Source organism: Burkholderia singularis, assembly GCF_900176645.1.
GTDB lineage: Bacteria > Pseudomonadota > Gammaproteobacteria > Burkholderiales > Burkholderiaceae > Burkholderia > Burkholderia singularis.
On record NZ_FXAN01000083.1, the window covers coordinates 107041 to 120167 of the forward strand.

The following is a 13127-nucleotide window of genomic DNA, read 5'->3' on the forward strand; positions in this document are numbered from 1 at the left end:
CGCTCACCCGAAAAGGCCGTGCAGAAACCAGCGCGGCCCGGCGCCGCCGCGGCTGCTCACGCGTTCCTGGTAGACCCAATAGCACGCGCCTGCGGCGTCCTGCGCGACATGGTAGTCACGTTCGACCAGCTGACCATCGAACCAGCCCGCCTCGATACGCTCGGCCGACGACATGATCCTGAGCAGCGTGCGGTAAACCGGCCGGTTCTCTTGCGTTTCGAGCAGCAACGGCTCGACCAGCAGCCATGCGGGACGCGGCGGCGCGGCGGGCGATGCGGCAAACGCCGCAGCAGGCGAGCCCGCCGGCGTTCCGGCCGACTTGGCTGCCGGCGTATGCAGCGGCACCCAGCGGTTGGCCGCCTCGGGCCGATAATCGGCAGCGGGCGCCGCACGCAGCACGCTGTCCGCACCGAGCCGCGCGCTCAGCAGTTCGACAAGCCGCGCCCGCGCCTCGCGTGTGCGGCCCGGCTCGGGAAACAGATCACCGGCGCTCAGCGCGACCGATTCGACGCGCGTGACAGTCAACCGCACCGCAATCACCGCGGCAGGCAGGGCGAGCCGCGCGAGCCGCTCGCCGAGCACGCGCATGAAGTGCGTTTCGTCGCGCGCGGGCTCGGCAAACGCGAGCGTCAGCGATGTCGGCGGCACCGCTTGCCGGCCGCGCTCGTGCTCGAGCGCAAATGTCATTGCCGCCAATGACAATTGCCGCGCGGCGAGCCAGCCGCATAGCTGCACGACGAGCCGGCGTGCGACGAACAATACTGCCTGCGCATAGTCGACGCGCTCCGGCAACTCGATCCGTGCGTCGAAGACAGGCGGCACCGGCAGCCACGCATGCAACTCCGCGGCATCGCCATAAGCCCGATCGAGCGCGGCGACGAGCGCGGGGCCGCAACGGCGCTGCAGCCCCGCACGCGGCAAGCGGCGCAGATCGGCAAGCGTGCGGCAGCCGAGGCCGCGCAACCAGTCCGCATACGGACGCGCACCGGGCAGCAGCTCGCATGGCAGCGCATCGAGCGCGCGCACGAGCGACGCAAGACGCGTGACGCGGCGCCGGGCGCACCGGCCATCCGGCGCTCGCGCAAGCAGCCATGCGCCGCCCCCGGTCGGTGCGGCCGCGAGGCGCGACGCATAACCGAGCGTGGCGAGCGTCGCCCGCACCTGCCGGCACAACGACGGCAAACCGCCGAACAAACGCAAGCTCGCCCCGACATCGACGATCAGCGTTGCTTCGTCTTCGAGCGCCACACAGGGCGAAAACCTCAGCAACGCGAGTGCAACGGCGCGCAACGCATCGGCCTCGCGCAGTGGATCGCGCTCGATGAGCCGCGTGCCGGGCGATAACGTCAGCACGCCGCCGCGTTTCATGCCCACGCGCACACCACGCGCACCGGCGCACGCGTCGGCGATCAGCACGACGCCTTGCTCGAGCACCACGCAGCCCGCGGCGCGCTGGCTTCCGGTGTCGTGCCCAGGCCCCGCAAGGTTGCGTTTTGCCGCTTGCCCATGCCTGGTTGCAAACTCACGCTTTGCAGCCGCCCCATCATCGACGCCGCGCCCGCAACCCGCAACGCGCTCAAGCGACTGCGGTACGCACACGTCGAGCGGCAGACGAGGCAAATGGATAGCGAGCAAGACGCGCATAGCGGCTCTCCACGATGGGCGACGGCAATTCGAGCACGAGCGGCGCGCCGTGCGCCGGCCCGCGACGCTTGACGATCTCGACCGACACGCCGCCTGCAGCCGGATGAAGCGCGACGCGCAGCACCGCGGGCGACGGCTGCCGCGCCGCCGACGGCGGCCGGAACACCACGCACAGCGTGTCGCCCGCGCGGGCGGCGGCAACGTGCAAGCGACGCAGCGCCTCGACGCGCACGTCCTGCTGCCAAAGCAAAAGCGCTCCGCAGCAGCCGGTCTTGAGGGCCTGCTCGGCCGCCCACAGCGCGTCCCCGCCGCGTTCGGCGCGCAGCCATAGCAACGCATCAAGCGGTATGCCGAGGCTGGCAAGCGCACATGCATGCGGCACATACGGCGGCGCGGCGAGCACCAGCGGCCGCCGTGCGCTGCCGGCGGCGGCCAGCGCGGGCGCAAGCACGCGCAACTCGCCGCAACCCGCATGCGGCACGAGCATTTCGACGAGCCCGTCGACGGGCCAGCCGCCTCCCGGCAGCTCGGTGGACAACGACGCGAAGCCGGTATCGAGCGTGCGCGGCCCGCTGCGCGCAAGCTGGGAGCCGCGCCAGAGCGAAGGATGGAGCGATTCGAGGGAGATGGAGGAAACGGACATCGCATCACCAATAACTGTATATATATACAGTATATGGCAACGCACTCGCGGTGCACAACGCCGATGCGAAACTAACCGTTCGTCAGAGGATAGGCGGCGGAAAACCGGCGCGGACTCTGGCAGGCAACCACGTGCGCGCCCACGAAAAGCCCGCTCGCGCGCGATTGCCGCCCAACCGGCGCACCGCAACCACCCGCCGTCGCCGAACCACGGCAAGCAACTTCTTCATGCGACACGCCAGCCGCGCGCGCGGCCGACGACACGGCCGTGCGGCCATGCCGCCGCCCCGCGGGCGGATCTCAGCCAAGCAGCAACGCATCATCATCGAGCTGCTCACGCCGCGTCTGCTCGAACATCTTCAGCAGATCGGGCACGTCGAGCCCGCGCCGCGCATCGCCGGCTACGTCGAGCACCACCTGCCCTTGATGCAGCATCACCGTGCGATCGCCGTAATCGAGTGCCTGCCGCATGCTGTGCGTGACCATCATCGTCGTCAGTTTGCTGTCGGCGACGATCCGCGCGGTCAACTCCAGCACGAACGCGGCCGTCTTCGGATCGAGCGCGGCCGTGTGCTCGTCGAGCAGCAGAATCCGCGACGGTCGCAGCGACGCCATCAACAAGCTCACCGCCTGCCGCTGCCCGCCCGACAGCAAGCCGATCCGATCGGTCAAACGGTTTTCGAGCCCGAGATTGAGCAGCCGCAGCTTGTCGCGAAACAGCTCGCGCGACGTGCGGTTCAGCGCCGCCCGAAAACCGCGCCGCTCGCCGCGCGCAAGCGCGAGCGCCATGTTTTCCTCGATCGTCAGCGCCTCGCAGGTGCCCGCCATCGGATCCTGGAACACGCGCGCGACGAGCGGCGCACGATCCCACGCGGGTTTGCGCGTAACATCGGCGCCGTCGATCGTGATGCTCCCCGAATCGACCATCTGGTCGCCGCTGACCGCGTTCAGGAACGTCGACTTGCCGGCGCCGTTCGAGCCGATCACGGTAACGAACTGGCCGTTCGGAATCTCGAGCGAAAGCCCGCGCAGCGCACGCGTCTCGATCGGCGTGCCGGCGTTGAACGTCAATTTCAGATCTTGCGCCAACAGCATTTCACGCCCCTCCCGTCTTGCGGGCGAACAGCTTCTTGCGCGTCGCGGGCAACACCAGCGCGAGCGTCACCAGCACGGCCGTCACGAGATTCAGATCCTGCGCCTTCAGCCCGATGAAATCGCTATTGAGCGCGAGCGCGATGAAGAAACGATAAAGAATCGCGCCGAGCACCACGGCGAACGTCGTGAACACGAGCCGGCGTGCGGGCACGAGCGTCTCGCCGATGATCACCGCGGCCAGACCGATCACGATCGTGCCGATCCCCATCGAGATATCGGCGCCACCCTGCGTCTGCGCAAACAACGCGCCGGCGAGCGCGACGAGCGCGTTGGACAACGCCATCCCGGCGAGCGTCGCGCGGCCGGTCGCGATGCCCTGTGCACGCGCCATGCGCGGATTCGCGCCGGTTGCACGCATCGCGAGGCCCAATTGCGACGAGAAAAACCAGTCGAGCCCGAGCTTCGCGACAACCACCACCACGAACAACAACGCCGGCCGCAGCACGTAATCGGGCAGCCAGTCAGGCTGGAGCGCCGTGAAGAGCGTCGGCTCGGTGATGAGCGGCACGTTCGGCCGGCCCATGATCCGCAGGTTCACCGAATAGAGCGCGATCATCATCAGAATGCTCGCGAGCAGATCCATGATTTTCAGGCGCACGTTCAGCCAGCCGGTAACGAAGCCCGCGCATGCGCCGGCGAATATCGCAGCCAGCGTCGACGTGAACGGATCGTAGCCTGCGGCGATCAGCGTCGCGGCAACGGCGCCGCCCAGCGGAAAGCTGCCGTCGACAGTCAAATCGGGAAAGTTGAGGATGCGAAACGAGATCAGCACCCCGAGCGCGACGAGGCTGAAAACGAGGCCGATTTCGAGCGCGCCCAGCAGAGAAAACAGAGACATGATTGAAGAAATCCTATTGCTGCAAGCGGCGAACCTGCGAGCAGCGGCCGGCCGGCGTCGCGCCCGGCCGCATGCATCGCCCGCGCCGCCGCCGCGCCCGCGAGGGCGGCCGCGGCGGCGCGCGTCATGCGATCACTTGATGACCGTCTTCGCCTCCTTGACCAGATCCGGCGAGAGCGTCACGCCCTGTTTCGCGGCTGCATCGGTATTGACGAACAGCTCGAGGTTGCTGCTCGTCTCGGACGCGATCGCGCCCGGCTTCTCGCCCTTCAGAATGCGCGCGACGATCTTACCGGTCTGCCGCCCGAGATCGCCGTAATTGATGCCGAGCGCCGCGATGCCGCCGCGCTTCACGCTGTCGGTGTCGCCGGCGACGAGCGGGATCTTTGCGTCGTTGGCGACCTTCACCAACGATTCGTAAGCGGACACGACGTTGTTGTCGGTATTCGTGTAGATCACGTCGACCTTGCCGATCAGGCTCTTCGCGGCGGGCGCGATGTCGACCGTGCGCGGCGCGGCCGCCTCCTTGAGCGTCATCCCCTGCTTCGCGAGAATCTCCTTGAGCTCCTTCACCACGACCACCGAGTTCGCCTCGCCGGGGTTGTAGACCATGCCGACCGTCTTCGCCTTCGGCACGACGCGCTTGATCAGCGCGACCTGCCTGTCGAGCGGCAGCTTGTCGGACACGCCCGTCACGTTGGTACCCGACGGCCCCCAGCCCTTGACGAGTTGCGCGGCAACGGGATCGGTCACGCCCGAGTAGACGACGGGCACGCTCTTCGTCGATGCGACGACCGCCTGCGCGGCAGGCGTCGCAATCGCGACGATCACGTCCGGCTGGTCGCCGATGAACTTGCGCGCGATCTGCGCGGCGGTGCCCGCGTTGCCCTGCGCGCTCTGATATTCCCACTTCAGCTTGTCCTCGCCGTAGCCTTCGGCTTTCAGCTCCGCGCGCACGCCGTCGCGAATCGCATCGAGCGCCGGATGATCGACGATCGACAGCACCTTGACGGTCTGCGCATGAGCGGCCGCGCCGCCGAGCATCGAAAACGCCGCGACGCCTGCGGCGATCGCGTGAACGGCAACGAACTTGAATCGTTTCATGAGTCTTGTCTCCCCCGGTTCGGTTCTGCATGACGCTGCGAGCCGCGTTCTCCGGAGCGCACGCGGCTCGCGCCGGCCCCGAAAACGGGGAACGACGGCCAATTTTCAAGGATATTACGCTTGCCAATATCCGTTACCCATCAAGGCTTTGAAGCGATCGCCTGCATCGGCGGCCGAACCAGCGCCGGCAGCGCCCGGCCCTACTTCCGCCTCAGCCGCGCGTCATTCTAGCCCGGCAAATTAAGGCATCGTGGGAGATTTGAAGGTATCCGCAACAATCGATTGTTATACAAGGGATTTTTATCTGCGAACACCTCTCCGGAACCCGCACGGGCGGGCATGCGCCGGGCAGGACTAATGAAGAATGAACAAGCAGCGGATGCAGTCGACTAGCGGGGCATCCATCAACGACCGCGCAACCGAGACAGCGCAAGCAACAAGTATCTGCACATGGCCGCTGCACCCGCATGCTGGCTGCTGGCGTGCGATGCAAGCCTACCCATTTTTGCCAAATTCGCAGGCACATGAATCGATGTAAATCAATTTCACACATCGCCTCAATGCGACCCAATGAATACGATTTCCCGCTTACCAAATCACCGGCATGAAAGATCCGGATAATGAACCCTCCTTTCCGGCCACTGTTGCGGGATTTTAAAATTCCAGAAAAACAATCTTCACAAACAAATTTATCACCTGTCCCATTGAATTATCCCTTCATCCTTCCTAGACTGAAGACGTTTAAAAAGTCACCGCAACCACTTAACCGAAACACTCTTCATTCACGAAAAATCATCCTCACGAGCCTTCCTCAAGCACAAACTCAAAACAGCAACCCATTTTCGCCACGCAAACCAAAACAAACGGCCCGTATTTTATTTTTCGCTCAGAACAAGACATTCGAAATCCCTAAACTCACCACCAAGCAGACTCAAAGGAGCAAATGAAATGAAAAAATCATGGAGGGCCATTGCCCAATTCAGCGCCATGCTATTTATATTTGTCATTGGAATGCGCTATTGCTACGCAGAAGACGCCGGCTGCCCGGCTCAGAATGTAACGATCTCCGCCATCTCATACGATATAGGCGACTGGACACCGCGCATTCTGTTCAGCGGTCAAGACATGTCCAAAAACTGGAATACGCTTGGTTATGCACACGGCATGGACACATTCAATGGAAAAGCCATGCTCGAGATCGCCGCGCTGGCTTACACCACCGGCGCAACGGTACAAACGAATTGCGCCGGAAACGATATCTCGCTCATTCGCCTCATGCCATAACCATCAAGCATCACTGTCTTTCACGGCGCACAAACCGGCTTTTTATGCGAATAAGGTGCGGCAGCGTCGATGCGGTGCTGCCCGCATATTAATAATCATCGGCTCAACGAATAATTTCGATCAGCCACATCACATGATAAAAAACTGATTGAACCACAAAGGAAGAAATATGAACAAGGCGCTCATGTCCATGTTCGCAAAACCAGTAAGCCTCATATTAGCAACGGGTATATTTCATGCCGCCCATGCAGACCCGTCCACTCCAGGCACTGTTGAATGGTGGAACAACACCGCATATCAGATCAAGATAACAAAAACCTCCTCCAATTCGTGCATAACCTATTCCGGCCCCAGCACATTTACCATCCCGCGCCGCCGGACGCACAAAATCGATATAACAATCAATCCGTGCAGCATCGGTCAAGCGAAGATTTCCTGGAGTTTTCGTTTGTACTGGAATGACCACACTTTTGGCAGCGGCGACGGCACGCCCCTGAGCAAAACAGGTCAGGTTACCTACACCAGGACCAGCGGCGCTCCTCAGGGATGGGTAAAAGAAACCAAAGTCGTTATTTCCGCCCCCTTTAGATCCCCGATATTCACAGTTAGCTGCGACGGCCGCAATTCCCCCGATACCCACGATTGCGAGAAAGGGATAAAAACGGATGTCGTCAAAGTTCGTATTGGTTTGGTGCCGCCTATGGCTATCATGCCGCGCTAGACCCATCACGGGCAAACGCACGCCCTGCGCGTGAAAACCGGGTCGGCCAAACAACCGGTTGCTCGTTGATCGCTGGATCGACAGGGCCGCTATCCCTTTCGCCAATCATAACGAGCTACGCTGAATCGATAAAAACACCGCCGCGTCGCAGCATCATGGACAGGATAAACAGTAGGTCATGATCCACTTGCGTTGCCGAGTTCAATGTGCGTAGCAAACCTCGCGCACAAAAACAAAAGCCCGCGCAAGCGCGGGCCTTCGGCAATTCGAAATGGGCGTCGGCGGGATTCAGCGATCCTTCGACACCCCGATCAAACGGTGCTCAGAACGACGCGACCATCGCCCCCTTGAACTGCTTCGCGATGAATTCCTTCACTTCCGGCGACTGGTAAGCCTTTACAAGCTTCTTCACCCACGGCTGATCCTTATCCTTCGCGCGCACCGCGATCAAATTCGCGTATGGGCTCGTCAGCGATTCAAGCGCGATCGCATCCTTGGTCGGCTGCAGGTTCGCTGCAAGCGCGTAATTCGTATTGATCACCGCCGCGTCGACATCGCCCAGCACACGCGGCAGTTGCGCGGCATCGAGTTCGGTCAGCTTCAGCTTCTTCGGATTGTCGGCAATATCGAGCACGGTCGCGTTATTGCCGCCCGTGCCCGCGCCGGCCTTCAGCTTGATCACGCCCTGCGACTGCAACAGCAGCAGCGCGCGATTCTCGTTGGACGGATCGTTCGGCAACGCAACCTTCGCGCCGGCCGGCAGATCCTTCAACGACTTGTATTTCTTCGAATACACGCCGATCGGCGAGATATACGTGAGGCCAACGCTGACGATCTTGTAACCGCGCTGTTTGACTTGGCTGTCGAGATACGGCTGATGCTGGAAGCTGTTCGCGTCGAGGTCGCCCGAATCGAGCGCGGCGTTCGGTTGCACGTAGTCGTTGAACTCGATCACTTTCACATCGAGCCCTTCTTTCTCCTTCGCGACTTTCTGCACGACCTGCCAAACCTCGGCGTCGGGCCCCGACACCGTGCCGACCTTGATCGTCTTGCTCTGCGCATATGCGCCGACAGAAACGGACAGCGCGGCCGCACCGGCCGCCACCGCGGAAACCACCTTCAGGAGAGTGCGACGCTTCATCTGTTTTTCTCGCTTACTGGAACCATTCAGGCTCGATAAAAGGAGCGCGACAGCCTGTTAGGCCAAGCCGCGCCTTGGAAAACGCAGATGGTGTCACAAGATCGAAGCGCTGTGAAATACATCCCGCTTATATGGGTATGGAGCAGCGTCATGCGCGGGCCGGCTCCAAACCGCCCGCGTATTGCCGCCTCAAACATCGAGCGCCGACGCCGGAGGCCGGCGCGCGCCGCCACCGCTCAATCGAGCAGCAGCTTCAGATCGTGGACCCACGGCCCCGGCCCCTGGCCATCGCGCACGAACAGGCGGAGCTTGCCGCTGGGATCGAACATGTAGCTCGCGGCAGTGTGGTCCATCGTGTAACTGTCGGGCGTCTTGCCCGGCACCTTGGCGTAGTAGATGCGGAAGTCCTTCGCGATCTTCTTCAGTTGCGCATCGTCGGCGGGCCTCAGCGCGACGAAAGCCGGATTGAACGCGCTCGCGTACTGCGACATGATCTGCGCGGTATCGCGCTCGGGATCGACGGTGACGAACAGCACCTGCACGCGCTTGCTGTCCGGGCCGAGCTGCTGCATCGCCTGCGCAAGCTCCGCGAGCGTCGTCGGGCAAACGTCCGGGCAATGCGTGTAGCCGAAAAACAGCACGACAGCGCGCCCCTTGAACTCACCGAGGGTGCGGATCTTGCCCGCCGTATCGGGCAATGCGAAGTCGGCGCCGAACTGCGTGTTGCCGGTGATGTCGAGATTCTGGAACGCGGTCGCAGCCCGCAGCCGTCAATGCGAGTGCCAGCGCGCAGGCGAACAACCAGCCGCGGCGCGCGCGGCGTGCAAACAGGGATTTGAGCATCGCAGTCGAAGCGAAAGAGTCACATCCCGATCACGGGACGCGCGTAGTGATCGACGAGCAGCGCCGCGAACAGCAGCGACAAATACACGATCGAGTAACGGAACGCACTGCGTGCGAGCGCATCCGAGTAATCGCGGTAGATTTTCCACGCGTAGCCGACGAAGATCGCGCCGAGCAGCACCGCGCTCGTCAGAAAAACGATTCCGCTCATGCCCGAGATGAACGGCATCATCGACACGGCAAACAGAATCAGCGTGTAAAGCAAGATATGCAGCCGCGTGAATTTTTCGCCGTGCGTGACGGGCAGCATCGGCAGCCCCGCGTTCTCGTAATCCTTGCGGCGGTACAGCGCGAGCACCCAGAAGTGCGGCGGCGTCCAGACGAAGATGATAAGGACGAGAATCCACGCGTCGCCCGGCACCGCGCCCGTGACGGCCGCCCAGCCGAGCGCCGGCGGCATCGCGCCCGATGCGCCGCCGATCACGATGTTCTGCGGGGTGGCGGGCTTGAGCAGCAGCGTGTAGATCACCGCATAACCAACAAACGTGGCGATCGTCAGCCACATCGTCAGCGGATTCGTGAACGTGTACAGCGTGAACGCGCCGGCACCGCCCAGCACGGCCGAGAACAACAGGATCTGCACGGTGGTGATCTCGCCGCGCGCGGACGGGCGCCACGCGGTGCGCCGCATCATCGCGTCGATTTTCTGCTCGACAAGGCAATTGATCGCGAACGCCGCGCCGGCCAACAGCCAGATGCCGACCGTGCCGCCGACGAGCACCTTCCACGGCACCATCCCCGGCGTCGCGAGGAACATCCCGATCACGGCACAAAACACCGCAAGTTGCGTGACACGCGGCTTCGTCAGCGCAAGGTATTGGGATAGGCGGTTACCGGGATGTCGGGAAAGCGTGGTGTCCATGCTTGGTAGGCGTCACGCGGGCGCGGTATCGCGCGCGGGTTGCGCGATGCGGCCGGAACGGCTTGAAAGGATGCGCAAGTTTAACATGACGACGAGCAGCAGCAGGACCGCAGCCCCGCCGTTGTGCATGACGGCGACGGGCAGCGGCCACTGTAGCACGATGTTCGTCAGGCCCGTCGCGCATTGCAGCGCGACGACGGCGAGCACCCCATCGGCCGGCCGCCGCAACGACGCGATGCGCCGCACCTTCAGCGCGAACGCGACCAAATAGGTCACGACGACGAATGCGAAAGTCCGGTGCGTCCAGTGGATCGCAACGAGCGCGTCCTGCGTGATCGCGTCGCCGTCGTTTGTCATGCCGAGCGCGCGCCATAGGTGAAAGCCGTTGCGGAAATCCATCGGCGGAATCCACGCACCGTTGCAAGTCGGGAAATCGGTACAGGCGAGCACCGCGTAGTTCGTGCTGACCCAGCCGCCCAACGCGATCTGCGCCACCAGCAGCACGAGCGCCGCGAGCGCCGCCGCGCGGTAGCGGCCGGCGGCGGCGTCGATCGCGGGCGGCGGCGTGAGCCGCGCGGCCAGCCAGCCGAGCGAGCCGAGCAGCGTCAGCCCGAGCAGCAGATGGATCGTCACGATCACGGGTTGCAGTTTCATCGTCACGGTCCACGCGCCGAACGCGCCTTGCACGAGAATCAGCATCAGCAGGCCGGTCGGCCACCACGGCGACACGCGCAGCGTCCGGCCGCGCAGCCGCGCCGCCCATGCAATGACCATCTGCGCGATGATCAGCACGCCGATGGCCATCGCGAAATAGCGGTGCACCATCTCGATCCACGCCTTCGTCATGCTGACCGGGCCGGTCGGCATCGCCTGATGCGCGGCGGTGATCGCCGCATGCGCGATGAACGGCGACGACGTCCCGTAACAACCCGGCCAATCCGGGCAACCGAGGCCGGAATCGGTGAGCCGGGTAAAGCCGCCGAACATCACGAGATCGAGCGTCAGGAAAGTCGTCACCCAGACGAGCTTGCGGAATTTGTCGTCGTCCGCCTTCACCCATACGTAAGACAACGGCAGCAACGCGATACAGAGGCCGATCAGGCCGAGTTGCAGTAGATACATCGGTTCTTCTCTCCTACCTTCGTCGCCGGGCGCGGCCGGCGCTTTAGCCGATGCTCGACCACTTGAGGAGCTTGGTCACGTCCCGCTTGATCTTGCTCGGGTCCGGGTCTTTCGGGAAACGCATCATCAGGTTCCCGCTGGGATCGACGATATAGATATGGTCGGTCACGCGCGTGCCCGCATCGGCCGGCAGCCATGCCGCCACGGCGGCCGGATCGGCGCGCAGCTTGCGGGTGTCCGGATACGCGCGCTCGATCGTCGCGGGCACCGCCGCCGCATCGCTCTTCAGCCAGACCATCGTGATCCGCTGCCGCTCGCCTGCCTGCGTCGCGCGCACCTGGCGCATGAAATAGAGCTTCTTTGCGCACGCGGCATCGCATGCGCCGCTGTCCTCCATCACGAACAGCCAGACGCCGCGCAGCGACGCAAGCGGCACCGTCCGCCCGGCCTCATCGACCACGGTCAGCTCAGGCGGAATCGGCCGCTGCGGCTCGATCAACGTACCGTAGTTTGTCGATCCGCCGTTCGGCTTGATCACGTAATACGTGAAGTACGACGCAATCACGGGCGCCGCGCAGACGAGCGCAAGCGCGAGCAACACCCAGCGGCCCCGCTGCCAGGAGCCGCGCTGCGCGGATGCCGTTCGCGGAGCATCGGCTGACTGCTGCGTCGGACGAGAAGAATGCATGTTCATAAACCTCTTGAAACATTGAAAACGGAACGCGGCGCCACGCCACGCAAGCCGGCCGGTTCGGCCGCACCGCGCCGGATCGTCCAAACTATGGCGAATCAAGCCGACGCTTAGCCAGACGGCGCGCACCTTACGTCATAGGCTTTACGGCATGCCGGCGGGATTCAGACGATGCGCGCACCATTCGCCGCGTTGCCGTCCAATGGCCGCCCCCGCCTGCCGCACCTGAATGACGAATCGGCCGGCTTCAAGCCGCATCGGCACGCCCGGCCTGCTTTTTTCCCGGACGCCTCGCCGCTCGCCACGCGGCATAAAGGCCCAACCCGGCCGCCGCCGCCGCCATCGCCCACCACTGCAACATATAGCCGTAGTTGCGCTCGACGCCCATCGTCGGCGCGGGCCAGTCGCGCACCAGGTGGTCGCCGTCGTCGCTCGTCTGCTGAATCACGAACGGCTGCAGCGGCAAGCCGGTTTCGCGCGCATAGGCGGCAACGTCGAGATTCTGCCGAATCCTTTGCCCCGCGGCCGACCCGCCGCTGCCGAGTTCGAATACGCGAGTCGCGTCGCGACGCGCGATGCCGCCGAGCGTCACCTCGCCCGCGGGCGTCACGAACGGCTGGATCGCGGTACGGTCGGCGATGTTGCGCGGCAACCAGCCGCGGTTCACAAGCACATAAGCGCCGTTGGCCAGCTTCATCGGCATCACGACGTAAAAGCCGGGCTGATCACGGTAGGGCCGATTGTCGAGAAAAACAGCGGCTTCACGCATGAAGCGCCCGGTCGCGCGCACGCGATGGAACTCGATCTCGTTGAGTTCGACGCGTTCGCGCGGCACATCGACCGGGCTCGCGTGCTCATAGCGCGCGATCTGCGCATCGAGCGCCTCCTTCTGATGCGCGCGGTCGCGCTGCCAGAAGCCGAGCCGCACCGTCACCGCGATCACGGCAAGAATCAGCAGCGCGGGCAACCAGCGGACCTTCATCGCGGCTGCCTCCGGAGGCAGCCGCCGCGCGGCCGAAA

General features: G+C 63.8%; 13 protein-coding genes and 1 pseudogene. 3 read left to right on the plus strand and 11 right to left on the minus strand.

Going from position 1 to position 13127, the window contains the following annotated elements; genetic code table 11:
- Positions 1 to 3 precede the first annotated feature (3 nt).
- From BSIN_RS18450 to BSIN_RS18470, 5 genes are all read right to left on the minus strand, one after another.
- The gene (locus BSIN_RS18450) at positions 4 to 1644 is read right to left on the minus strand and encodes a Y-family DNA polymerase (protein ID WP_256583866.1); all 1641 of its coding nucleotides are present in this window, start codon (positions 1642 to 1644) and stop codon (positions 4 to 6) included.
- Entirely contained in the window at positions 1577 to 2287 is a 711-nt protein-coding gene (imuA, locus tag BSIN_RS18455; RefSeq protein WP_089341527.1) for a translesion DNA synthesis-associated protein ImuA, read from the minus strand. Before imuA ends, BSIN_RS18450 begins: the two co-directional genes overlap by 68 nt.
- A 299-nt stretch (positions 2288 to 2586) precedes the next feature.
- Complete coding sequence (locus tag BSIN_RS18460) at positions 2587 to 3381, minus strand: ABC transporter ATP-binding protein (RefSeq protein ID WP_089341528.1); 795 nt, start codon at positions 3379 to 3381, stop codon at positions 2587 to 2589.
- A 1-nt stretch (position 3382) separates the two neighbouring features.
- Entirely contained in the window at positions 3383 to 4279 is an 897-nt protein-coding gene (locus BSIN_RS18465; protein WP_089341529.1) for an ABC transporter permease, read from the minus strand.
- 132 nt (positions 4280 to 4411) lie between these two features.
- Positions 4412 to 5383: an ABC transporter substrate-binding protein gene (locus tag BSIN_RS18470; protein ID WP_059517720.1), complete on the minus strand. Its 972-nt coding sequence runs from the start codon at positions 5381 to 5383 to the stop codon at positions 4412 to 4414.
- Between the two features lie 620 nt (positions 5384 to 6003).
- Here BSIN_RS18470 and BSIN_RS25525 point away from each other — a divergent pair.
- The 3 genes from BSIN_RS25525 (at position 6004) to BSIN_RS25530 (ending at position 7388) form a co-directional block, all read left to right on the plus strand.
- Positions 6004 to 6330, plus strand: coding sequence for a hypothetical protein (locus BSIN_RS25525; protein ID WP_143757491.1), 327 nt, complete (start codon positions 6004 to 6006; stop codon positions 6328 to 6330).
- Between the two features lies 1 nt (position 6331).
- Positions 6332 to 6667, plus strand: coding sequence for a hypothetical protein (locus BSIN_RS18475; protein ID WP_143757492.1), 336 nt, complete (start codon positions 6332 to 6334; stop codon positions 6665 to 6667).
- A gap of 169 nt (positions 6668 to 6836) precedes the next feature.
- Positions 6837 to 7388, plus strand: coding sequence for a hypothetical protein (locus BSIN_RS25530; RefSeq protein WP_143757493.1), 552 nt, complete (start codon positions 6837 to 6839; stop codon positions 7386 to 7388).
- Between the two features lie 322 nt (positions 7389 to 7710).
- Here the strand turns inward: BSIN_RS25530 and BSIN_RS18480 are convergent, their stop codons facing one another.
- The 6 genes and pseudogenes from BSIN_RS18480 to BSIN_RS18510 all read right to left on the minus strand — a co-directional run bounded on the left by BSIN_RS18480 (position 7711) and on the right by BSIN_RS18510 (position 13089).
- A complete protein-coding gene (locus BSIN_RS18480; RefSeq protein ID WP_089341531.1) occupies positions 7711 to 8529 on the minus strand; it encodes a MetQ/NlpA family ABC transporter substrate-binding protein in 819 nt (272 codons plus the stop codon).
- A 236-nt stretch (positions 8530 to 8765) separates the two neighbouring features.
- A pseudogene (locus BSIN_RS18490) lies at positions 8766 to 9372 on the minus strand (SCO family protein).
- Between the two features lie 19 nt (positions 9373 to 9391).
- Positions 9392 to 10294, minus strand: coding sequence for a heme o synthase (gene cyoE / locus BSIN_RS18495; RefSeq protein WP_089341532.1), 903 nt, complete (start codon positions 10292 to 10294; stop codon positions 9392 to 9394).
- 12 nt (positions 10295 to 10306) lie between these two features.
- Positions 10307 to 11416, minus strand: coding sequence for a COX15/CtaA family protein (locus BSIN_RS18500; RefSeq protein ID WP_089341533.1), 1110 nt, complete (start codon positions 11414 to 11416; stop codon positions 10307 to 10309).
- 43 nt (positions 11417 to 11459) lie between these two features.
- Positions 11460 to 12110 (minus strand): SCO family protein, encoded by a 651-nt coding sequence (locus BSIN_RS18505; protein ID WP_059517708.1) that lies wholly within the window; start codon positions 12108 to 12110, stop codon positions 11460 to 11462.
- 244 nt (positions 12111 to 12354) lie between these two features.
- Positions 12355 to 13089 carry an SURF1 family protein gene (locus BSIN_RS18510; protein ID WP_089341565.1) on the minus strand — a complete coding sequence of 245 codons (735 nt, stop codon included), beginning with the start codon at positions 13087 to 13089 and terminating at the stop codon, positions 12355 to 12357.
- Between the last annotated feature and the right edge of the window lie 38 nt (positions 13090 to 13127).